This is a genomic window from Streptomyces sp. NPDC001890 (assembly GCF_042891445.1).
GTDB lineage: Bacteria > Actinomycetota > Actinomycetes > Streptomycetales > Streptomycetaceae > Streptomyces.
Genome location: NZ_JBIATE010000026.1, coordinates 1 through 20,317 on the forward strand (window position 1 = coordinate 1; position 20,317 = coordinate 20,317).

17 protein-coding genes and 2 pseudogenes are annotated in these 20,317 nt (G+C 70.6%); 5 read left to right on the forward strand and 14 right to left on the reverse strand.

Translation table 11 applies throughout. The features are described from left to right. A pseudogene (locus tag ACFYY1_RS35615) lies at positions 1-120 on the forward strand (IS5/IS1182 family transposase); the annotation flags it as partial. 97 nt (positions 121-217) lie between these two features. Here the strand turns inward: ACFYY1_RS35615 and ACFYY1_RS35620 are convergent. After that, positions 218-946, reverse strand: a complete 729-nt coding sequence (locus tag ACFYY1_RS35620; RefSeq protein ID WP_388593044.1) for a DUF4253 domain-containing protein — start codon at positions 944-946, stop codon at positions 218-220. 65 nt (positions 947-1,011) lie between these two features. On the opposite strand from ACFYY1_RS35620, the gene ACFYY1_RS35625 reads away from it, so the two are divergent. Beyond that, a complete protein-coding gene (locus ACFYY1_RS35625; RefSeq protein WP_388593046.1) occupies positions 1,012-1,341 on the forward strand; it encodes a YidB family protein in 330 nt (109 codons plus the stop codon). A 220-nt stretch (positions 1,342-1,561) separates the two neighbouring features. On the opposite strand, the gene ACFYY1_RS35630 is transcribed toward ACFYY1_RS35625, so the two are convergent. After that, the gene (locus ACFYY1_RS35630; protein ID WP_388593047.1) at positions 1,562-2,770 is read right to left on the reverse strand and encodes an amidohydrolase; all 1,209 of its coding nucleotides are present in this window, start codon (positions 2,768-2,770) and stop codon (positions 1,562-1,564) included. Next, a complete protein-coding gene (locus ACFYY1_RS35635) occupies positions 2,767-4,176 on the reverse strand; it encodes an MFS transporter (RefSeq protein ID WP_388593048.1) in 1,410 nt (469 codons plus the stop codon). The genes ACFYY1_RS35630 and ACFYY1_RS35635 overlap by 4 nt, the downstream gene beginning before the upstream one ends. 110 nt (positions 4,177-4,286) lie before the next feature. On the opposite strand from ACFYY1_RS35635, the gene ACFYY1_RS35640 reads away from it, so the two are divergent. After that, positions 4,287-5,303, forward strand: coding sequence for an Lrp/AsnC family transcriptional regulator (locus ACFYY1_RS35640; RefSeq protein WP_388593049.1), 1,017 nt, complete (start codon positions 4,287-4,289; stop codon positions 5,301-5,303). A 627-nt stretch (positions 5,304-5,930) separates the two neighbouring features. Further along, positions 5,931-6,098: pseudogene (locus ACFYY1_RS35645) on the forward strand (transposase); the annotation flags it as partial. Between the two features lie 78 nt (positions 6,099-6,176). On the opposite strand, the gene ACFYY1_RS35650 reads toward ACFYY1_RS35645, so the two are convergent. Genes ACFYY1_RS35650 through ACFYY1_RS35665 form a run of 4 tightly spaced genes read right to left on the reverse strand, consistent with a single transcriptional unit; the run spans position 6,177 to position 10,658 of the window. Further along, positions 6,177-7,661, reverse strand: coding sequence for an AMP-binding protein (locus tag ACFYY1_RS35650; protein ID WP_388593051.1), 1,485 nt, complete (start codon positions 7,659-7,661; stop codon positions 6,177-6,179). After that, positions 7,658-8,884 carry a thiolase family protein gene (locus ACFYY1_RS35655; RefSeq protein ID WP_388593054.1) on the reverse strand — a complete coding sequence of 409 codons (1,227 nt, stop codon included), beginning with the start codon at positions 8,882-8,884 and terminating at the stop codon, positions 7,658-7,660. The genes ACFYY1_RS35650 and ACFYY1_RS35655 overlap by 4 nt, the downstream gene beginning before the upstream one ends. Then, entirely contained in the window at positions 8,881-9,813 is a 933-nt protein-coding gene (locus ACFYY1_RS35660; RefSeq protein WP_388593056.1) for a fumarylacetoacetate hydrolase family protein, read from the reverse strand. Before ACFYY1_RS35660 ends, ACFYY1_RS35655 begins: the two co-directional genes overlap by 4 nt. 53 nt (positions 9,814-9,866) lie before the next feature. Next, a complete protein-coding gene (locus ACFYY1_RS35665; protein WP_388593059.1) occupies positions 9,867-10,658 on the reverse strand; it encodes a cyclase family protein in 792 nt (263 codons plus the stop codon). Positions 10,659-10,799: 141 nt separating this feature from the next. Between ACFYY1_RS35665 and ACFYY1_RS35670 the strand changes: the two genes are divergently transcribed. Then, positions 10,800-11,408 carry a TetR/AcrR family transcriptional regulator gene (locus ACFYY1_RS35670; RefSeq protein ID WP_388593061.1) on the forward strand — a complete coding sequence of 203 codons (609 nt, stop codon included), beginning with the start codon at positions 10,800-10,802 and terminating at the stop codon, positions 11,406-11,408. A gap of 493 nt (positions 11,409-11,901) precedes the next feature. On the opposite strand, the gene ACFYY1_RS35675 is transcribed toward ACFYY1_RS35670, so the two are convergent. The 7 genes from ACFYY1_RS35675 to ACFYY1_RS35705 are packed head-to-tail and all read right to left on the reverse strand — an operon-like array spanning position 11,902 to position 20,265. Continuing rightward, positions 11,902-13,566, reverse strand: coding sequence for an ABC transporter ATP-binding protein (locus ACFYY1_RS35675; RefSeq protein ID WP_388593063.1), 1,665 nt, complete (start codon positions 13,564-13,566; stop codon positions 11,902-11,904). Beyond that, complete coding sequence (locus ACFYY1_RS35680) at positions 13,563-14,765, reverse strand: serine hydrolase domain-containing protein (protein ID WP_388593065.1); 1,203 nt, start codon at positions 14,763-14,765, stop codon at positions 13,563-13,565. Before ACFYY1_RS35680 ends, ACFYY1_RS35675 begins: the two co-directional genes overlap by 4 nt. Beyond that, on the reverse strand, positions 14,762-15,943 hold the full coding sequence (locus ACFYY1_RS35685; RefSeq protein WP_388593067.1) for an anhydro-N-acetylmuramic acid kinase: 1,182 nt from the start codon (positions 15,941-15,943) through the stop codon (positions 14,762-14,764). The genes ACFYY1_RS35680 and ACFYY1_RS35685 overlap by 4 nt, the downstream gene beginning before the upstream one ends. Beyond that, entirely contained in the window at positions 15,943-16,863 is a 921-nt protein-coding gene (gene murQ / locus ACFYY1_RS35690) for an N-acetylmuramic acid 6-phosphate etherase (RefSeq protein WP_388593070.1), read from the reverse strand. The genes ACFYY1_RS35685 and murQ overlap by 1 nt, the downstream gene beginning before the upstream one ends. Next, complete coding sequence (locus tag ACFYY1_RS35695) at positions 16,860-17,747, reverse strand: ABC transporter permease (protein ID WP_388593072.1); 888 nt, start codon at positions 17,745-17,747, stop codon at positions 16,860-16,862. The genes murQ and ACFYY1_RS35695 overlap by 4 nt, the downstream gene beginning before the upstream one ends. After that, positions 17,744-18,721: an ABC transporter permease gene (locus ACFYY1_RS35700; RefSeq protein ID WP_388593074.1), complete on the reverse strand. Its 978-nt coding sequence runs from the start codon at positions 18,719-18,721 to the stop codon at positions 17,744-17,746. Before ACFYY1_RS35700 ends, ACFYY1_RS35695 begins: the two co-directional genes overlap by 4 nt. Continuing rightward, positions 18,721-20,265 (reverse strand): ABC transporter substrate-binding protein, encoded by a 1,545-nt coding sequence (locus tag ACFYY1_RS35705; protein WP_388593077.1) that lies wholly within the window; start codon positions 20,263-20,265, stop codon positions 18,721-18,723. Before ACFYY1_RS35705 ends, ACFYY1_RS35700 begins: the two co-directional genes overlap by 1 nt. Positions 20,266-20,317 lie beyond the last annotated feature (52 nt).

Genomic DNA, 20,317 nt, shown 5'->3' on the forward strand with positions numbered 1-20,317 from the left:
CTGACCGGCTACCGCCGACTCAACCACCGCTACGAACGCCACCCCCGCAACTACCTGGCCTTCCTAGGCCTCGCCGCCACCCTCTGCTGCTACAAGCGACTGGTCCGACTCACCACATAGGACACGGTCTAAGAACGCAAGCCCGAGCAATTCCTCGCCTTCGCCGACATCGCCGCCACGCTCATCTGCCACCGCCGCCTCGCCAAGAAGGCCACTCTCAATCCCACCAAAACCGCCACTCGCGACGCTGCATGAGCTCCTCGTGGTACGTGGACCAGTCCAGGTCTGGGTCCTCGTAGAAGACGTCCGGGCAGGCGAGGTAGTGCTCCGCGGCAAGGACACGGGCCTGGCGGGCGTCCATCGGCGGAGCAGCAACCGAGAGATACAGGCTTCCGTGTCCAAAACCCACGACACGGACACCAAACCGGTGCTCCCAGGAGCGCAGCACTGCCGACAGTTCCTGCGCTGTCATGTGATTCGTCATGCCCCGCCAGCTGAGGGCAGCGGGGGCATCAGCGCCCCGCGCGACCTGGACGAGTGCGAGACACCGGGCTCGGCCGTCGCGGGCGACAGAAGCCGCCACTTCCCCCGCGCACACGTCAGCGTCCGTCGCCACGGCGGCAGGCGTCGCGAGACCGGGCCACTCCTTGAAAGGCGGCCACGAGTCGTCCGTCCACTTGCTCCGGAAGTACGATTCGGCATCGGCGTCGGCCCCGTAGCCCCCGCCTGCGGGCTCGAACGAGCCGTCGGGGTATTCGAGCAACAGCGGGTACAGGCCGGTCTCACAACGACGCGCGTGCAATCGCTTCCACCAGTCAGCCGCGCCCGCGACCGGGCCGTCGCTCATCCACACCACCGGATGCGGATGATGACACGGCCCTATCAGCCTGCCAGATGGCAAGTCGTCCAGCAGCTGTCTGAGAACTTCACTCAAAGACCCGGTCACGACCAGAATCTACGCGACACCTCTGACAGCCATCAGAAACGATGTCTTGAGAAAGGCAGCATGTGATGGGTGATGAGGTTCTGCCGCAGTTCAGTTCTTGGCTTGGTGACGGCCCGAACGAGCCGGTCACTCCTGGCCAGGTGACCGCAGCGCTTGGCGATGAACGCCTGGCCGGGCTTGCCCAGGCGAGTGAGCTGGACCGGAGCACGGTCGCTGAGACGCTGGCGAAGAAGTTTCCGACGTTCGTCGACTCCGCCTCGCCCGACGGACGAATCGATCAGGGCCTCGTTCAGTCCCACTCAGCGTCCCTCGATCTGGGCGAGCTCGACCTTCTCAGCCAGACTCTGGACGGCTTCAACGACTGGCTCCTCCAGCAGGATGGCCCGGCCCTGTAACCAGCCGCGGAGATCATGCCAGCTGCCCCCGTCCGGGCAACTGCCCGGACGGGGGCAGCGCATCGGGGATCGTCTCCCATGTGGAAGGACTCAGGCGCCGCGCCCCACCCGTCCGTCCGGGAGCTGCCGCAGCGGATCGGTCGAGCGTGATGTAGAGCCGCCACGGCGTCCTTGCGGGCGCCGGGCCGGCTGCCGCACTGATCCACTGATTCACGGCGGGTCACGAGTCGAGGGCAGTCGCGGCTCGGCGGTCTGCGAGCAGGTCGAGGTAGCGCTTGCGCTGGGCCTCGTCCGTCGCCACCTCCACACCGACGTGGGCGAGGGCGATCGCGGCGTCGACCACGGCGCGGTCTGCGCCCGGCGAGTCGCCGTACCGGGCGAAGAGTGCTGTGTGGTGGTGAGCGCCTTCGGTGTCGTAGCCGATGGTCGGGTGGAGTGCGGGCAGGAGGTGGGAGACGTTTCCCATGTCGGTGGAGGCCATGACTTCGCCCCGGCGGTCCACGGGTTCACGGCCCAGGGCCCGGGCCGCGCGGGTGTAGGCGTCGGTGAGGAAGTCGTCTTGTCGTAGGTCGGCGAAGTCAAATCCGTGCGGGGTGAGTTCCAGCTCGGCGCCGGTGGCCAGGGCGGCCGCCTCCAGGCAGGCCCGTATCCGGCGGCGGGCGTGGGCGAGGTCCTCGGTGGTGCGGGTGCGCAGTTCGTAGCGGGCCCGGGCCGTGTCGGGGATGACGTTGACCGCTCGGCCGGCTTCGAAGACGACGTCGTGAACCAGGGTGCCCGGCGGCAATTGCTGGCGCAGCAGTCCCACGGCGGTGTGGGCGAGGGTGATCGCGTCCAGGGCGTTGACGCCTTCCCAGGGGGCGAGCGCGGCGTGGGCCGGCTTGCCCCGGTAGACGACGTCCCAGGCGCCGATGGCCAGAGAGGAGGCGCCGACGGAGTCTTCGGGCGCGGCGTGGGCCATGAACGCGACGGCCACGTCGTCGAAGACACCCGCCTCGATCAGCAGCGCTTTGCCGCCGATGTCCTCCTCGGCGGGCGTGCCGATGAGTTTCACGGTGATCCCGACGAGGTCGGCGACTGCGGCGAGGCCGAGGGCGGCTCCGGCCGAGGCGGCTCCGTTGACGTTGTGGCCGCAGGCATGTCCGATGCCGGGCAGCGCGTCGTACTCCGCGCACAGGGCCACCACCAGGTCGCCGGTTCCGTAGGTGGCGACGAAGGCGGTCGGCAGGTCCGCCACTGCGTAGGTGACATCGAAGCCGGCTTCCTCGGCGATGCGTGCGATCTTCGCCGCCGACTTGTGCTCCTGCATGGCCGTCTCGGGTTCGGCGTGCAGGCTGTGGCTCAGCGCGACGAGCGTTTGTTCGCGGTCGCGTACGAAGTCGGCGGCGACGGCGAGCGCGTGGTCCCGCGTCGGCGTGATCGGGTCGGTCATGCTGCCCTCCCGACGTGGGCGACGCGTGCTTCGGGCCCGGGCGCCGAGGACGGGTTACGGAAGAGCATGCCGACCGCGGCTCCGGCGAGCGCCACGACGGCACAAACGGCCCACGCCCACTGGTATCCCGCACCGGTGACGGCGCCCTGGGAGGTGGTGTGGCCGGCCCACAGGGCGCCGATCACTGCCGCGCCGATGGCCGCTCCGAGCGACAGCGCCATCTCGTTGACGCCGACGGACAACGCGGTCTCGGCCTCGCCGACCACCTCGACCGACAGGGACCGGGTGGCGGCTTCGAACATGCCGGTGGACAGGCCCACGATCAGCGCACCCACCAGGTACTGCGGCAGCGAGGAGTGGAAGAGGCACAGGCTCAGGAATCCGAGGGCGCCGGCGCATCCGCCGACCGCGAGCACGGCGCGGTCGCCTATCGCCCGGGCCAGCCGGGGCGTCAGGGTGGATCCGGCGAAGCCGACGGCGACCATGGCGAGGGACACCAGGGAGATGGCCCGGGCACCGAGTCCGAGCCCGCCGCCGTCCGGTTCCGTGCCGAGATACACGGCGTTGGCGCCGAGGAAGCCGATGGCGCCGAAGGCGATGCAGAACGTGTGCGCGCTGACCGCCGCAAGACGGGGGTTGCGCAGCATGCGGATGTCCACCAGCGGATGCGAGGAGCGCCGTTCGACCTGCACCCAGACGGCCAGCAGCACGAGTGCCCCAACGATCGTGAGCAGCGAGGACGCCGACGTCCAGCCCCAGGACCCGCCTTCGGTGAGCACCAGGATCAGGGCGCCGAGCCCGACGGTCAGCAGCAGAGCGGCGAGCGAATTGAACCGGCCCGCGCGAGGGGCGGTGCTCGTCGGCAGGGCGACAGCGGCAGCGACGGCGAGGGCGCAGAAGGGGACCGCCGTCCACAGCCCGGCGAGGGCGTGCTCGTCGCTGAGCGTTCCGGCCACGAAGCCGCCGGTGCCGATGGACAGGAGCAACGCGCCGACCAGAACCGACATGCCGACACGGCCGTGTTCGGGCGAGCGGGACCGCAGGATGCCCGCCAGCAGTGGGAAGAAGCCGACCACCGCGCTCTGGAGCACCATGCCGACCGCGAGCGTGGTGGCGGTGGGCCGGGCTGCGATGAGCAGCGATCCGACGGCGACCATGGTGACGGCGATCAGCAGCAGTCGCCGGTGGCCCCACATATCGCCCCAGCGCGAGAGCAGCGGGGTCAGTACGGCGAAGGCGACCTGCGACAGCAGGTACAGGTTGTTCTGGCCCACGCCGCCGATGCCGACATGGGCGCCCACGACGGGCAGCAGCGGGGTCAGATACCCCTGGACGACACCGCTGCAGACCACGATGAGGATCATCGTCGCGATCAGTCCACGGCCTCGGCTGATGGAGTTCGTCACGGTCTCACCTTCTTTCCCTTGGCTGGAATACGACGTGGTGGCTAGAGTGCGACCGGAGAGCCAACGGGACGGGAAAACGACGGAAACCGTCACTTCGAGAGGACTTGCTGTTGGATTCAGACATCGTGAGCGAGCTCGATCTTGCTCTCGTGCACGCGCTGCAGGTTCGCCCCCGGGCGCCATGGACGGATCTGGCGCCTCTGCTGGGTGTCACCCCGGTGACACTGGCCCGCCGCTGGGAACGGCTCACCACGCAGGGGCTGGCCTGGGTGACGGCGGTGCCAGGGCCGTCGTTCTCCTACGGCGGCTGCACGGCCTTCGTCTTCGTCCGGTGCGCTCCGGCGGCCAGGCAGCGCCTGGCCGGGCAGGTGGCGCGACTGCGGGAGGCGGCGACCGTCGAACTGGTCGCTGCGGGAGCCGCCGATCTCCTGGTGGACGTACTGACACCGGACCTCGCGGGCATGCACCGGTTCGTGAGTGAGGACCTGGCCGCCCTGCCCGACGTCCTCGACATGGAATGCGTGTTCGCCACCTCCCTCTACGCAGAAGGCTCCCGGTGGCGACTGGGGTCGCTCGACGCGTCCCAGCTCTCCCTGCTGGGAAGGACCGGCACCGCGGACGGACCGGGGGGCGCCGTCTTCGATCCGGGCCCACTGGACCACGTGCTCCTCGACGCGCTGGTGCGGGACGGGCGCACCCGGCTCGCGGAGCTGGCCGCTCTCACCGGGAGCAGCGCCGCCACCGTCCGCCGGCGGCTCGGCCGGCTCACCGCGAGCGGAATCGTGGCGTTCCGCTGCGACATGGCACCCGCCGTGTCAGGACTGCCGGTGTCCGTCACCTTCCGCGGCCGGGCCGCAGCGAGCGACGTGAACCGGCTGCACCGCACCCTCGCCACACTGCCCGAGTGCCGCTTGCTGGCCGCCGTCACCGGTTCCGCCAACGTGCTCGCCACCTACTGGCTCCGCGACGTCGGCTCGGTCCAGCAGCGCGAGACCTCGGTCTGCGCCCAACTGCCCAGCCTCGACGTCACCGACCGCGTCCTCGGCATGCACACCGTGAAGAGAATGGGGCATCTGCTGGACGGAGAGGGACGACGGGTGGAGATCTGCCCGATCCGGCCGTGGTGAGGCGGTCCGGCCCCGCCGACCCGGCGGGTCGACTCCCCTACTTTCCACGCCACATGGCTGGCGATGCGGTGGCGTTCCGTCTCGTCGAAAGCGTCGCCGGGGAAGGTGACGGGGACCCCGGCAATCGGGTATGCGTGGTGATCCAGCACGAGCGCGGCAATGAACGCCAGGCCGAGGCGACCTCGCCCTCCTCCGCCGCGTAATCCCTGCGTCGCGCCCGGGCCAGCAGTCCCCGCAGCGCCATCAGCGAGGCGGGACCGGCGCCGTGCCGCACGACGAAGGCGGTAACATGCGGTGACGCAACGGAGCCCCAGCCACCAGCAGAACCGGAGCGACGACGACGGCACCAACCGACACGGCGAGCCGGACTGCCTGAATCCTGATGGCGCTCTCTATCCGCATCGCTCCAGTCTGCCGATCAGAAGAGACTCGTCCACCGCTCTCACGGAATGTGTGCCAGAACCGACTCGGGTTCTGGTCCACTTCTTACTTCTTGTGGTCGCGTACGCAGCGTGAGTACCGATCTTCGTGTGATGGCGGTTGAGGTCGCCCGAAAATCGCCCGGCCGGAAGGCGGTGTGGTCGACAGTGCTGCGCTGTGAACGAAGTACAGCCGCAGCTGGATGAGCTGTTCAAACAGACTCTCGGCTGGGCCTGCCCAAAGATCCGCGCCCTGGAAGCGGCCGACTGGTGGACCTGGCTCACCCTCGCCGCCTACACCCGACTCCATCTCGCCCGCCCGTTGGCAGCCGATCTCCGAAGGCCATGGAAGAAACCGAGGGTGAGGCCGGCGCGGGAGCACGCGCCAGGGTGCGCTCGGTGCCGGCCGTGTGTCATCCGAGGAGGTGGAGCGGTTTGCGCGCCCGAGCCCTGTTCAGGGCTGGTTGCGGAGTTTCTTCTTGTCGATCTTGCCAAGGGCGGTGAGGGGCAGCGAATCGGCGAGATGGAGCAGTTTCGGGGCCCAGAGTGCGCCCTTGCGGGCGCGGACGTGGTTCGTCAGATCGGCTGGGGTGGCCTGCTGTCCGGGGCGCAGGACCACGGTGGCTGTGACGGCTTCGCCCCAGTGCGGGTCGGGTGTGCCGTAGACGGCGCTGGTGGCGACGGCCGGGTGTGTGGCGAGGGCGTCCTCGACTTCGCGCGGGTAGATGTTGAATCCGCCGGTGATGATGGTGTCCTTGATCCGGTCGATGATTGTGATCAGGCCGGTGTCGTCCCGGCGGGCGACATCGCCGGTGTGCAGCCAGCCTCCGTCGAGCACGATTGCGGTTTGTTCGGGCTTGTTCCAGTAGCCGTCCATCACGAGCGGTCCTCGGACGCACAGCTCGCCGGGCTCGCCTGCCGGTACGTGCCGGCCGTGCGGGTCGAGCAGGGCGATCTCCACGCCGGGCATCGGCCGACCGCAGCTGCCCAGGACGTGCGGGTCGTCGCGGTGCTGGGCCGGGTCCAGGACGGTCAGGGCATTGGGGGCCTCGGCCTGGCCGTAGTGCTGGCTGAGCACGGGGCCGAGGAGCCGGTGCGCCTGGGCGAGCCGGGCGGGGTCGGCGGGTGCGGCACCGTAGAGGACCCAGTTCAGCCCCGACAGGTCGGCTGCGGGGAGTCGAGGGTGGTCGAGCAGGGCGTACAGCATCGTGGGGACGACGAACGTGGCGCTCACGCCGTCGCGTTCGATCGCGTCGATGACGCGGTCCGGGTCGAAGGAGGGGTGGAGCTCGAAGCCGGCGCCGTGGAGCAGGCCGGGGGCGACCAGGAGCCCGGCCGCGTGCGACATGGGGGTGGTGATCAGGAAGTGGGTGTCCGGCGGCCAGGCCCAGGTGGAGCAGGCCCAGGCGTTGGCGAGCAGTGAGCGGTCGCGCAGCATCACGCCCTTGGGTTCGCCGGTCGTGCCGCCGGTGTAGAAAAGGTAGAGCGCGGGGCCGCGCGGGTCGTTCGGACCGGGGGGTGTGTCGGCGGCGAGGCGGTCGAGTTCGGCGAGGGTGATCGCCTTGGTGCCGTCGGGGCGGGCGCGGGCGGCGAAGCGGGTGTCGTCCACGACCAGGTAGTCGGACGCGCTGTCGCGCAGGACGGTCCGGTCGGTGTCTGCGGTGGCCAGCGGGTGCAGGGCGGTGTAGCGCAGTCCGGCGAGGCAGGCGGCGGCCATGACGGTGAACGCCTGCGGGTTCGGGCCGCACAGCAGGGCGAGCCCGTTGCCGGGCATGAGGCCCAGTCGTCCGAACGCGGCCGCGGTGCGTTCGATCCGTTCCGCGGTCTCACCGTAGGTCCAGGTGTGCTTTGTCCCGTCGTCGCCGGAGAAGCGGAAGGCAGTGCGCTCGGGCCGCCTGCGCAGCGCCGACAGGATCAGGTCCGCGTATCCGGGTGTCATCGGGTCCTCCCCAGGATGGTCACGGCGGCCACCGCCTCCTCGATTCCGTAGAGGCCGCCGCCGTTCTCGGCGATGGCGATGCGCGCGTCGGGGACCTGGCGCTCGCCCGCCCGGCCGCGCAGCTGTGTGACCAGTTCGAAGACCTGCGCCAGTCCGGTGGCGGAAACCGGGTGGCCGCGCGATTCGAGTCCTCCGGACGGGTTCACCGGAACGGTGCCACCGAGCGCGCCGGCGCCCGAGGCCGACCACGGGCCGCCGTCGCCGATCGGGCAGAATCCCAGGTTCTCCACCTGCTGGATCTCGCCGAAGGCAGTGGCGTCATGGACCTCCGCCACGTCGACGTCCTGCGGGCCGATGCCGGCCTTCTCGTAGGCGGCGAGCGCGGCCCGGCGGCCGATGTGCCGCCCGGCGTCGTCCGGCGCCCGGTCGGTGCCCGACAACAGGACACTGCTCAGTACCGCCACGGCCGACTCGTCGCGGATGAAGTCGGCGCGCGTCACGACGACGGCGGCGGCCCCGTCGCTGACCGGCGAGCACATCGGCACCGTCAGTGGCCACGCAACCCGCCGCGCCGTCAGGATCTCCTGCGCGGTGAATGCTCGACGGAAGTGGGCCCGGGGGTTGTGGACGGAGTGGGCGTGGTTCTTCGCCGAGACCGCGGCCAGGTGGGCTTCGGTGGTACCGAAGCGCTGCATGTGGGCGCGGGCCAGGGAGGCATAGATCTCCATGAACACCGATCGGTTGCCGTCCACGGTCAATTCGAGCGGCAGGGAGTCGGTCAGGGCGGTGAGCGCGGCCAGGGTCTCCTCGCGGTGGGCGATGTCCATGGCCCCGTCGAACACCGCCAGCCCCTGGGCGGGATCGGCGCAGACGAGTTTGTCCACGCCGACGGCCAGCGCAACGTCCGACAGGCCCGCCCGTACATGGGCGATCGCCAGCCACAGGGCCGTGGCACCGCCCGCGCAGGCGTTCTCGACATTCACCACGGGTACCCCGGCGAACCCGTGCGGGCGCAGGGCGACCTGGCCGGGGATCATGTGCTGGCCGTCGATAGCCTTCTGGCTGACCGTGGCGTGGAAGACTGCGCCGACGTCGGCCGGGGTGAGTCCGGCGTCGCGCAGTGCCTCGTGTGCGGCCTGGCCGGCGAGGTCGCCGGCTCCGCGGTCGAGGTGGCGGCCGAAGGGGGTGGCGCCGACGCCGAGGATGAGTGCTTCGCGGTTCATGACACCACTCGGTTGCGCAGCACGCCCAGGCCGGAGACTTCGAGTTCCACGGTGTCGCCCGGTTCCAGGTAGCGGCCGTGCTCCAGCCCGCAGCCGGTGGGCACGGTGCCCGAGCACAGGACCTCTCCGGCGTGCAGCCGGGTCGACTGGGAGGCGAAGGCCATCATGTCGGCGAAGGTGTGGTGCATGTCGGCGGATGTGCCGCGGCTGACCTCCTCGCCGTTGATGCGGGCGGTCATCGTGAGCCGGTACGGGTCGCCGAGCTCATCGGCGGTGACGATCCACGGGCCCAGGACGTTCGAGTCGGTGAAGTCCTTGCTCTTGCTCAGGCCCAGCCCGGTGGCGATCTCCTCCAGCTGGGTGTCGCGGGCGCTGAAGTCGTTGAAGATCGTGTAGCCGAAGATGTACGACGGAGCGTCCGCTGCAGAAATGTCCGTGCCGTCGCGGCCCAGCACGCAGGCGAATTCCAACTCGTAGTCCCGCACGGAGGAGTACGCGGGCCAGCGGATGTCGCTGTCGTGGCCGGTCACGGAGAGCCGGTTGGTCACGTAGTACAGCGGGCGTTCGAGCATGATGGCGGGCAGTTCGACCTGGTCGGCCGGGATGCCCTGGATCCGGGAGCGGGCGTTGCGGAAGTGATCCATGAAACTGCCGAAGTCCCGGATCTGCACGGGCCTGGGCAGCGGGGAGAGCCAGCGCACCTCGGATGCGGCGACGACCGCTTCGGGCGGGGCCTGTGCGGCGAGCCGCTCCAGGGTCTGTCGCGCGGGTTCGCCGCCGTCGATGATCGTCTGCATGGTGGTCAGCGCGGGGGCGTGCTCGCCGGTCACCAGGCGGTGGGCGCGGTCGAGCAGCAGCAGGCGCTCGCCCTGATCGAGTACGAGCGCGGTCCGCTCGATGCGGTCGTGCTCCACGGTTGCGAGTTTCATGGTCGGTTCCTCTCCTCAGCAGGGTGCAGGGGTCGGTCTGCGGGGATCGGGGGTCAGACGAAGGCCACGACCCGGGCGGGGGCGGCGCTAGCGCGGGCGATCTTGATCGGGAAGAACGCCACCCGGAACCCTGACGGGGGCAGTGCGGCGAGGTTCGTCAGCTGCTGGACGATGAAGACCTCCCGCTCGCGGCCGGCCCGGTGGCCGTCCCACAGCACGGAGTTGTCGCCGCTGGTGCGGAACTTGCGCGCCATCACGGGGAAGCTCAGGTCCCAGCCCGCGGCGTCGGTGCCCAGGACCTTGGCCCCGAGGTCGGCCAGGAGCAGTGTCGACTCGCGGCTCATGCCCGGGTAGCGGAAGAACTCGGGGTCGGACAGCCCGTACCGCTCCTGGCCGGTGCGCAGCAGGACCGCTCCGCCGGCCGGGACCGGGGCGCCGTTGTCGGCGAGGGCGGACTCCAGCGCCTCCACTGTGATCGGGGCGTCAGGTTCGCACCGGTCGCGCAGGTCCAGCACGAGCGCCTCGCACCACAGCTCGTCCAGGCCGATGTCGGTGATGGTGCGGGCGGGCCTGCCCTCGCAGGTCGAGCCGTAGTGCAGCGGGGCGTCCACGTGGGTGCCGAGGTGGGAGTTGAAGTCGGTGAGCAGTTCCGCACCCCAGCCCTCGCCGTCGGGCAGGTCCTCGACGCTGCAGTGCATGGCGGCGGCGAACTGTTCTCGGCCCTCGCCGGTCGGGTGCGCATAGGCCACGGCCGGCGCGATCACCGGGGCGAGCGGGCGCAGCTGCTCGGGGAGCCGCTCGCGGTCGGCGGGGTCCAGCGTCCTGGTGAGGTCGATCAGTTCCATGACAAAACCTTCCTTAGTTATTGGACGCTCAGCATAGAACTGGACGGATAACATAGCAAGAGCTCACCGGCCCCGGCGCCGCCCGGCCGACGTGACAGAATCGGCCGTGTCAGGCCGCCGCAACATTGGGAAGGACACCGCGTGGGTGCGACCCGCAAGCAGGAGATCTCCGCCGAGACCCAGCGCCGGCTGGTGGCGGCCGCGTGGGAACTCGCCGCCGAGGGCGGGTCCGCCGCGGCATCCGTCCAGGCCGTGGCGGCGCGCTCCGGCATCAGCCGGGGCTCCGTGGCCTGGCACTTCGGCTCGAAGGACGGGCTACTGAAGGCGGTGATCGAGGAAGCGTTCCAATGGGGCACGGACTTCATGCGCGAACGCCTGGCCGTCGCCGGGCCGGACGCCGGAATCGAGGCCCTGATCGAGGCGAACTTCGCCCTGATGTCCCGGCCCGAGGCGCACATCTTCTCGACACTGCTGATCGAGGCGGTGAGCCGCGAGTCGGCCCTGCGCACGACGTACGCCGAGGAGTACGCCAAGATCCGCGGCCTGTACGCCGACCACCTGCGCGCGACCGGTGCGCACGTCACCGACCCGGAGGCCGTCGCGGCGGCGCTGCTCGGCAGCACCCTGGGAATCAACATCCAGCACCGCCTGGACCCGTCCCTGGACCGCCGACGGGCTGTGACCGCGATGACCGGCATCTACAGCGACGCGCTGTCCGGAACCAGACCTGACACCCCGTCCGACACCTGACCCGCACCTGCCTCCGGGATGCGCCGGGCGAGATCGGAAACCAGGCCCGCGCGGCGAGCGCCCGAGGCTCCGGGCGCAACCGCGCGGCTTGTATGGGCGTCTCGCTCCCGAATACCGGTACGGCCGGGGCCTCGGCTGCCGCCGTGTCAGCCCGGCCCGGCTTCGGCCGGCCCCAGCGACGACGCCGCCGTAGTGCACACCCCTGGCCGGCCAGGACCTTGCTGGCGGAGCATGGCCGGTGACCACCTGCCAGGATTGGCAGCACTTCGCCACCACGCCTTCCCGGCTGCCCCTGCCCGGACCCGGAGCGCAGCGACGAGGTTCGCGGATCCGACAGCGGTCCGATGGGAACCCGTCCGCCCACTTGGTGTTTACGGCGCAGAACGAGTGGGTTCGGCCCGGCTGGCCGCATGGGCCCGGTGCTGGCCTCGGAGGTCCGGCCCGTCCGATGCTGCTGGTCGGCGAGTTGCGGACGGCCGGACGCGGGATGCGGTCACACGTGCATGCTCTTTCCGGGGATGGCGTCGATGAGTTCGCGGGTGTACGGGTGGGTGGGGCGGTCGAAGATGGCTTCCGGGGTGCCTTCCTCGACGACACGGCCCTTGCGCATCACCAGGACGTGGTGGGAGACGAGGCGGACCACGTCGAGGTCGTGGCTGATGAACAGGTAGCCGAGGCCCAGTTCGCGCTGAAGGTCGACCATCAGGTCCAGGATCTGCTCCTGCACAAGCACGTCCAGCGCGGAGACCGCCTCGTCCATGACGATCAGGCGGGGCTTGAGCGCGAGGGCGCGGGCGATGGCGACGCGCTGACGCTGGCCGCCGGAGAGTTCGTGGGGGTAGCGGTCGGCCGCGGAGGCGGGCAGGGCAACCTGGTCGAGGAGTTCGACCACCCGTGCCCGGTGGTCGGCGCGGCGGTCGCCGATGCGGTGCACGCGCAGCGGTTCGGCAATGATCCGGTCGATGGTGTGGCGGGGGTCGAGCGAGGCGTAGGGGTTCTGGAAGACCGGCTGGACGGCGCTGCGGAAGGGCAGCAGGCCGCGGCCCTTGAGGCGGGTGATGTCCGAGCCGTCGAAGCGGGCCTCGCCGGTGTCGGACTCCTCCAGGCGGAGCGCGATGCGGGCGGTGGTGGACTTGCCGGATCCGGACTCGCCGACGATGGCCACGGTGCGCCCGGCTTGAACACTGAGGCTGACGCCGTCCACGGCGCGCAAGGGCTCGCGTCGGCCGCGGAGCCTGAACTCCTTGGTGATGTTGCGCAGTTCCAGCACCGGCGGGGGGTCATGGCGGTCCGGGTCGGCGGGCACCGGCTCGATCTTGGGGCGGGCCATGCCGGGGGCCGCCGCAAGGAGCCGCTTGGTGTAGGGGTCCTGCGGGTCGGCGATGACGGTCGTGGACGGTCCGCTCTCGACGAGGCGGCCGTTGTGCATGACGACGATGCGGTCGGCGCGCTCGGCGGCCATGGCCAGGTCGTGGGTGATGAGAAGGACGGCGGTGCCGAGTTCGCGGGTCAGAGCGGCCATCTGGTCGAGCACGACGCGCTGCACGGTGACGTCCAGGGCTGAGGTGGGTTCGTCGGCGATGAGGACGTCGGGGCGGCAGGCGAGGGCCATGGCGATGAGCACGCGCTGGCGCATGCCGCCGGAGAACTCGTGCGGGTACTGCTTGAAGCGGGCCGCGGCATCGGTGATGCCGACCCTTTCGAGGAGCTGGGTGGCTTCCTTGCGGGCGGCCTCGCCCTGGGCACGGCCGTGCACTTCGAGCGCCTCGACGATCTGCGCGCCGACGCTGACGACCGGGTTGAGGTTGGTCATCGGATCCTGCGGCACCATGCCGACGCGGGCTCCGCGCATCTGCCGCATGGCCCGGTCGGAGGCTGCGGTGATGTCGAAGTCGTCCAGGTGTATGGTGCCGCCCGCGATCCGTCCGTTCTCCGCCAGCAGCCGGTTCACGCAGGCGGCCAGGGTGGACTTGCCCGACCCGGAGGCGCCGACCACGGCGACGGTCTCGCCTGCCGCGAGGTCGAGGTTGACCCCTTCGACGGCGGTGAAGTCGCCGCCCGCGGTGCGGAAGACCACGGAGAGGTCGCGGATGCGGAGCTTGGGGTCGGTGCCTGCGTTGTCGGTGCCCGCGGTCCGGGCTGCCTGAGTGGCTTTCATGGTGACTCCTGAGCCTGCGGGGTGGTGCCGTGGCCGGCGGACCGGGACGGTGCGGGGAGCGCGGCCTCCAGGTCGAGGGCCTGGACGATGCCCTGGCGGGCGTCGTGGGCCAGGTCCGCGACGGAGAGGAGGTCGGCGCGGGCGCCGGTGGCGCCGTGCAGCCGGGTGGCGGCCATCGCGACGACCAGGGAGCGGTCGGTCGCGGCGGAGAGGTGGGTGCCGGTGAACCCGTCGTGGCCGATCATGGGGACCGGGCCGTTCGGGGTGCTCAGTTCGAACCGGCGGAAGCCCAGCCCCTGGGAGGGTTCGTCGGGCGAGGCGGCGGCGGTGAACCGGGCTCGTACGGCGGCCGGCACGAATTCCTCGTCCCGGGCGAGCGCGGCCCCGAGCCGGAGCATCTCCTCGACCGGTGCGAAGAGCCCGGCGTGGCCGGCCGCGCCGCCGAGGGCATGGTGGGCGTTGCCGTCGGCAGCGTGGCCACGGACCGCCGTGGTGCGCCAGCCGGTGAAGTCGGCCGGGGTGAAGGGCACGGGATAGGGGACGCCGTCGGCGATCATGGCGTACTCGATCTGGTCGCCGTCGGCGCAGACCACCGCCCGGGTGGGATCGACGGGCCCGTAGCCGGTGCGGGTCAGGCCGAGCGGCGCGGCGACCCACGTCTGGTAGGCCTCGGCGATACCGGTCCCGGTGATGCGCTCGATGAGGCGGCCCAGGAGCTGGAAGCCGACGTCGGAGTAGACGCGCCGCTCGCCTCGGGGGTGGCTCAGCGGCAGGCCCTCGGCGAGGTCGAGGGCCTGCTCACGGTTGGTGGTGGCGCAGTACAGCGGCCACCATGGCGTGAGGCCTCCACGGTGGGCGAGCAAGTCGGCGGCCGTGACGAGATTCTTGTCGCCGCCCCGGAATCCGGTGAGGTGGCGGTGGACGGGCGCGTCGAGGTCGAGCAGCCCGGCCGCCGTCAGTCGCATGGCCAGGGCGGTGGTGCCCGCGATCTTGCTGACCGAGGCCAGGTCGAAGACGGCCGAGGTGGTCAGGTGCTCGCCGGGGGCGGTCCCGGTGGGGAGAGCGGCCCACCCGGCGGCGGCCAGGACGGTGTCGGTGGCGGGGGTGAGCACGCCGAGGCACACCCCGGCGGGCGGGCCCTCGCCCGCACCGCCGCTGCGGCGGATCCCCTCGGCGACGGAGGTGAGGTGCTGCCTCATGCACCGGCCCTTTCCAGGACCAGGATGCGGGGCCGTACCGCCGGGGTGGCCGGGAGGGTCAGGGGCGCGGTGCCGGGTGTGAGGCGGCCCAGGACGCGTTCGGCGTCGGCGCCGGTGCAGCTGGGGACGTTGCCGGGCAGGCCGTGCAGCGTCTTCCAGCCGAGCAGCGCGAAGGCGATGGCCTCCTTGGCGTCGGAGGGGGCGGCGAGGGCGTCCGTGGTGTGGACGCGGACCTGCGGCAGCCGGTCTGTGATGCCTTTGAGAAGGACCGGGTTGCGCACTCCTCCACCGGACACGTAGAGGGCGTCGAGCTTGGCCTCCACGACCGTGCGGGCAACCGTCTCGACGGTCAGCACGGTGAGGGTGGCGACCAGGTCGTTCAGGGCGGGGCGGGCGCCGATGCGGCGCAGCACCTCGTCGACGTACCCGGCGTGGAAGATCTCCTTGCCGGAGCTCTTGGGGGGCGCGAGGTCGTAGTACGGCTCGTCGAGCAGAGCGGCGAGGAGGGGGCGGTCGATCCGGCCGGAGGCGGCGATGAGGCCGTCGCGGTCGAAGCTGTCGGGGTGCGCCGGGTCAGCCGCGACGGCCGCGTCGATGAGGGCGTTGGCCGGGCCGATGTCCCAGGCGACGGGCTCGGCGCCGGGTGCGAGCACCGTGATGTTGGAGATGCCGCCGAGGTTCAGGGCGCCGGCGGCCAGGCCGCGCCCGGTCTTGGCGGCCAGGAGCATACGGTCGAGGGCCGGGACCAGGGGGGCGCCCTGGCCGCCGGCGGCGATGTCGGCGCTGCGCAGGTCGGAGACGACCGGCAGCCCGGTGGCCTCGGCGATCCAGGCGGGCTGTCCGAGCTGGAGGGTGCCCAGCGCGGTGGTGCCTTCCACCCAGTGGTAGACGGTCTGGCCGTGGGTGCACACCACGTCGGCGGGGGCTGCGGCGAGCGCCGTGCGGGCGGCGTCGGCGAAGGCCTGGCCGATCCGGGTGTCCAGGGCGCAGATGTCGGCCGCGGTCACCCGGCCGGGGGGCAGAGCGTCGACGAGGTCGGCGCGGAGCTGCTCCGAGTAGGGCACGGTGTCGTGATGGGTGACGGTTCCGTGCAGGGTGGTGCCGTCCTGCTGGAAGTCCACGACGGCCACGTCGATGCCGTCGTGGGAGGTGCCGGAGATCATGCCCAGTACACGCATCAGTGGTCCTCCAGAATGGCGCCGAGCCGGCCGGCGGCGGCGGTCAGCGCTGCGTTCGCGGTTTCCCGGTCGCAGTCGAGGGCGATCATGGCGATGGCGGTCTTCGCCTTCCAGCCGGCCTCGGCCAGGACCCGGTGCGCGGTGTCTTCGTCGGTGCCGGTGGCGGTGACGACGATCCGGACTGCGCGGTGGCGCAGCTTCTCGTTGGTGGCCTGTACGTCGACCATGAGGCTGCCGTAGGTCTTGCCGAGGCGGACCATGGCGAGCGTGGAGATCATGTTGAGCACCATCTTGGTGGCGGTGCCCGCGCGCAGCCGTGTGGACCCGCGCACGATCTCCTGGCCGATGACGATCTCCAGCGGGTGTTCCACGATTGCGGAGAGCGGGGCGTCTGCGTTGCAGGAGAGGCCCACGGTCAGGCAGCCGTGCTCGGCGGCTCGTCCGACGGCTCCCAGGACGTAGGGCGTACGGCCGCTGGAGGCGATGCCGACGACGGTGTCGAGGGAGCCGACGCCGAGGGCGTCGATGTCGGCGCGGCCCTGTTCCTGGTTGTCCTCGGCCGCTTCGACGGCGTCGGTGATGGCGCGCGAGCCGCCCGCGATGACGCCGACGACCCGGCCGGGGGGCACGCCGAAGGTGGGCGGGATCTCGGAGGCGTCGAGGACGCCGAGGCGCCCGGAGGTGCCCGCGCCGACGTAGATGAGGCGTCCGCCTCCGGCCATGCGGGGGCAGGCCGCGTCGATGACGGCCGTGATGGCGGCGGACTGCCCGCGCACGGCTCCCGCGATCTCCGCGTCGCCGTCGTTCATCAGGTGGACGAGGTCGCTGGTGGGCAGGGCGTCGAGCATGACGCCGATCCCGTCCATGCGCTCGGTGAGCAGGGAGTCGAGGGTGGTGGCGGCCGGTTCGGTGGAGCTCATCGGCGGTCTCCGGATCGAGGGTCGAGGACGTCACGGAGGCCGGCGCTGAGCATGTTGAGGCCGAGGACGAAGACGACCAGGGCGAGACCCGGCCCGGCCAGGAGCCAGGGCGCGATGCTGCTCAGCGCGCGGGCGTCGTAGACCATGACCCCCAGTGACGCCGCGGGGGGCGGGGTGCCGAAACCGAGGAAGCTCAGCGCCGCTTCGGTGAGGATCGCCCAGGACATGGTGAGGGCCACCTGGACGAGGATGATGCTCCGGATGTTCGGCAGGATGTGCTGGAAGAGGGTGGCCGTCCTGCGCTGTCCGAGGGCCGCGGCGGCGGTCACGTAGTCGGCGGAGCGCAGGGTGAGCACCGGGCCGCGGGCGACGCGGATGAAGATCGGCAGGTAGACCACGGCGATGGCCAGGGACACGGTCTGCCAGCTCCGGTCGAGCGTGGCGGCCAGGGCGAGCGCCAGGAGCAGTGACGGGAAGGCGAACAGGATGTTCGTCACCACGCCGATGATCCGGTCGGCCACCCCGCCGAAGAAGCCGGCGAAAACGCCGAGCATGATGCCGAGGACGCCGGAGATGGCGACCGAGACACTCGCGACCAGCAGCGAGCTGCCCAGGCCCGAGGCGACGCGGGCGAACACGTCGCGCCCGAACTGGTCGGTGCCGAGCCAGTGGGAGCCGTTGGGGCTCTGGAGGGCCGCGGCGACGTCCTGGGTGGCCGGGTCGTAGGGGAGCAGGCCGAGCGCGCCCACGCCGACGGTGAGCAGCACGATCAGGGTGAGAACACCGCCGATCAGGCTGGACCGGTTGCGCAGCAGCGCTGTGAACACGTGCTCGCGCTTGGCCGTCTCCTCCACGGGAGCGGGGGCGAGCGTGGTCGTCGTCATCGCGACCACACCCTGGGGTCGACCAGCCGGTAGACGAGGTCGGTCAGCAGGTTGACCAGCACGAACAGAACGGCGATGACCAGCACCGTGCTCTGTACCACGGAGTACTCCTTCTGTCCCATGCCGATGAGGACCTGTCGGCCGATCCCCGGCAGGGAGAAGATCTGTTCCACGACGACGGCTCCGCCCAGCAGGAACCCGAACTGGAGGCCGCTCATCGTCACGATGGGGATCAGGGCGTTGCGCAGCACGTGCCGGGTCTGGAGCAGGCGTTCGGGTACGCCTTTGGCTCGTGCGGTGCGGATGAAGTCCTCGCCGCGGATGTCGAGGATCGCGGTCCGGGTGGTCTGCATGATCGGCGAGGCGATGCTCACCCCCAGGACCAGGGCCGGCAACAGCATCTGCTGGAGGTTGAGCAGCGGGTCCTCGGCGAGCCGCGCGTAGTTCAGTCCGTTGGGGTTCCAGCCGAAGCTGTTGGCCAGCACGGTGGCCAACACCGTGCTGGTGAGGAACACCGGCGCGGACAGCGACAGCAGGCTGAAGGTCTGCGCGGTGGTGTCGCGCAGGGCACCGGGACGGGAGGCGGCGAAGAGACCCGCGGGCACGCCGATCAGGAGGGCCAGCAGGATCGCCAGGACGGCCAGCTCCGCGGTGACGGGCAGGGCCTGCGACGTCAGCTCCGCGACGCTCTGTCCCGCGTTCGAGGAGACACCGAGGTTGCCGGTGAGGACACCGCCGAGCCACGAGAAGAACTGTTCCACCAGGGGCTTGTCCACCCCGTAGTAGGCCTGCAACTGGGCGACCTGTTCCGGGGTGAGCTCGCCGGCGTCGATGCCGTAGGAGGCGGTGATCTGGTCACCAGGCAGCACGCGCAGCAGGACGAACGTCAGGACCGAGACGCCCAGCAGGGTCAGGACGGCCTCCCCGACCCTGCGCAGGACGGGGTGGCCGGCGAGATAGGACAGGGTCCGCATCAGGAAACCTTCGTCTTCCAAAGGCTCTGCAGGCCGGCGTCGGTAATCGCTTCGAAGCCGGTCACCCGGGTGTTCGTGGCGATGTAGCTGCGGCCGCTGTAGAGCCAGATCCAGACCGCGTTGTCCTCCAGCTCCTTGGCGATCTTGCCGTAGATCTCCTTGCGTGCGGCGATGTCGGAGGTCTCGATGCCCTGGGCGAACAGCTTGTCGAGGCTGGCGGAACGGTAGCCGGCCAGCTTGTTGAAGTTGCCGTCCGAGGTGAAGTAGCGGGTGTACGAGGTGGCCGGGTCGCTGCCGGTGCCGTTGAGGGCGATGGCGGCGTCGAAGTCGCCGGCCAGCCAGCGGTCGACGTAGGCGCTGGAGTCCAGGGTCTCGATCTTCATCGTGATGCCGGCCTCAGCGAGCTGGGCCTGGATGTTCTGGGCCTCGTCGGCGGCGCTGGAGTACAGGCCCTGCGGGACGATCGCGGTGAAGGACACCTTGGACTTGCCGGCTGCGGAGAGGTGCTTCTTGGCGGCAGCGAGATCAGGGTCGGGGCAGGGACGGGCGTCCGGCGAGGAGGCGTAGGCGGGGGAGGTGATCGGGCCGACGACCTCGCCCTGGCCGAGGGCAGCGGTCTTGACGACCTGCTCCCGGTCGATGGCGCACTGAACGGCGAGACGCACGTCAGTGTCCTTGAAGACGGCGGCGTCGGCGCGCAGTTGGAGCGCGTGGTAGTCGAGCTGGTCGACATCGGTGACCTTCACCGAGCTGGACGTGGCCGTCTTGGCGGTGACGGAGTCGTCGAAGATCGCCATGTCGACGGTTCCGGAGCGCAGCGCGGAGGCCATGGCGCTCTTGTCCTCGATGATGCGGAACTCAAGGGTGCTCAGCCCGGGGCGCCCGCGGAAGTAGGTGTCGTTGCGCTCAAGCGCGACCGACTGGTTGGCGGTGCGGCTCTTGAAGGCGTACGGGCCGCTGCCGACGGGCTTGGTCTTGAGGGCACTCAGCGGCTTGTCCGACGGCAGGATCGAGCTGTTCACACCGCTCAGGGCGGACAGGATCGAGGAGTTGGGCTTGCTCAGCCTGACGACGACATGGCCGGCGTCCGGAGCGGTGACGGCCTTGATGTCCGCCAGGGAGGTACGCGCGACCGCCTTGGTGTCCGGGTCGAGGATCTTTTCGAGACTGTACTTGACGTCCGCGGAATCCAGCGCCGATCCGTCCGAGAAGGTCACGTTCGGCTTCAGCGTGAAGGTATAGGTGAGCCCGTCGTCGGAGACCTCGGGCAGGTCGGCCAGGCCGGCGGCCGGCGCGAGGCGAGAGTCCTCGTCCAGCAGAGAGCTGTAGACCTGCCCAAGAACCTGGTTGGACTGCACGGCAGTTGCCGTCCACGGCAGCAGTTGGGTGGGGTCCGCGCTGACGCCGAACACCAGCGCCTCGCCGTTAGGGCCTGCACCGGTTCCGCCGGCGCCACCCGAACATGCGGTCGTCGTCATGAGGACCGTCGCTGCGATGCCGCTGGCCAGCACGAACTTGGCAACCGGGGCGTGTGATCTGGGCATTGCTCTCCTCTTACAGATCCGCGGCATCACGTGACTTCTGTGACACCGGACA

What these genes read in the sequence shown, in the direction of transcription:
- ACFYY1_RS35625 (WP_388593046.1), top strand. Translation starts at nt 1,012, where the DNA reads ATGGGTGATGAGGTTCTGCCGCAGTTCAGTTCTTGGCTTGGTGACGGC.
- ACFYY1_RS35630 (WP_388593047.1), bottom strand. Translation starts at nt 2,770, where the DNA reads ATGACCGACCCGATCACGCCGACGCGGGACCACGCGCTCGCCGTCGCC.
- ACFYY1_RS35650 (WP_388593051.1), bottom strand. Translation starts at nt 7,661, where the DNA reads ATGACACCCGGATACGCGGACCTGATCCTGTCGGCGCTGCGCAGGCGG.
- ACFYY1_RS35655 (WP_388593054.1), bottom strand. Translation starts at nt 8,884, where the DNA reads ATGAACCGCGAAGCACTCATCCTCGGCGTCGGCGCCACCCCCTTCGGC.
- ACFYY1_RS35660 (WP_388593056.1), bottom strand. Translation starts at nt 9,813, where the DNA reads ATGAAACTCGCAACCGTGGAGCACGACCGCATCGAGCGGACCGCGCTC.
- ACFYY1_RS35665 (WP_388593059.1), bottom strand. Translation starts at nt 10,658, where the DNA reads ATGGAACTGATCGACCTCACCAGGACGCTGGACCCCGCCGACCGCGAG.
- ACFYY1_RS35675 (WP_388593063.1), bottom strand. Translation starts at nt 13,566, where the DNA reads ATGAAAGCCACTCAGGCAGCCCGGACCGCGGGCACCGACAACGCAGGC.
- ACFYY1_RS35680 (WP_388593065.1), bottom strand. Translation starts at nt 14,765, where the DNA reads ATGAGGCAGCACCTCACCTCCGTCGCCGAGGGGATCCGCCGCAGCGGC.
- ACFYY1_RS35685 (WP_388593067.1), bottom strand. Translation starts at nt 15,943, where the DNA reads ATGCGTGTACTGGGCATGATCTCCGGCACCTCCCACGACGGCATCGAC.
- murQ (WP_388593070.1), bottom strand. Translation starts at nt 16,863, where the DNA reads ATGAGCTCCACCGAACCGGCCGCCACCACCCTCGACTCCCTGCTCACC.
- ACFYY1_RS35695 (WP_388593072.1), bottom strand. Translation starts at nt 17,747, where the DNA reads ATGACGACGACCACGCTCGCCCCCGCTCCCGTGGAGGAGACGGCCAAG.
- ACFYY1_RS35700 (WP_388593074.1), bottom strand. Translation starts at nt 18,721, where the DNA reads ATGCGGACCCTGTCCTATCTCGCCGGCCACCCCGTCCTGCGCAGGGTC.
- ACFYY1_RS35705 (WP_388593077.1), bottom strand. Translation starts at nt 20,265, where the DNA reads ATGCCCAGATCACACGCCCCGGTTGCCAAGTTCGTGCTGGCCAGCGGC.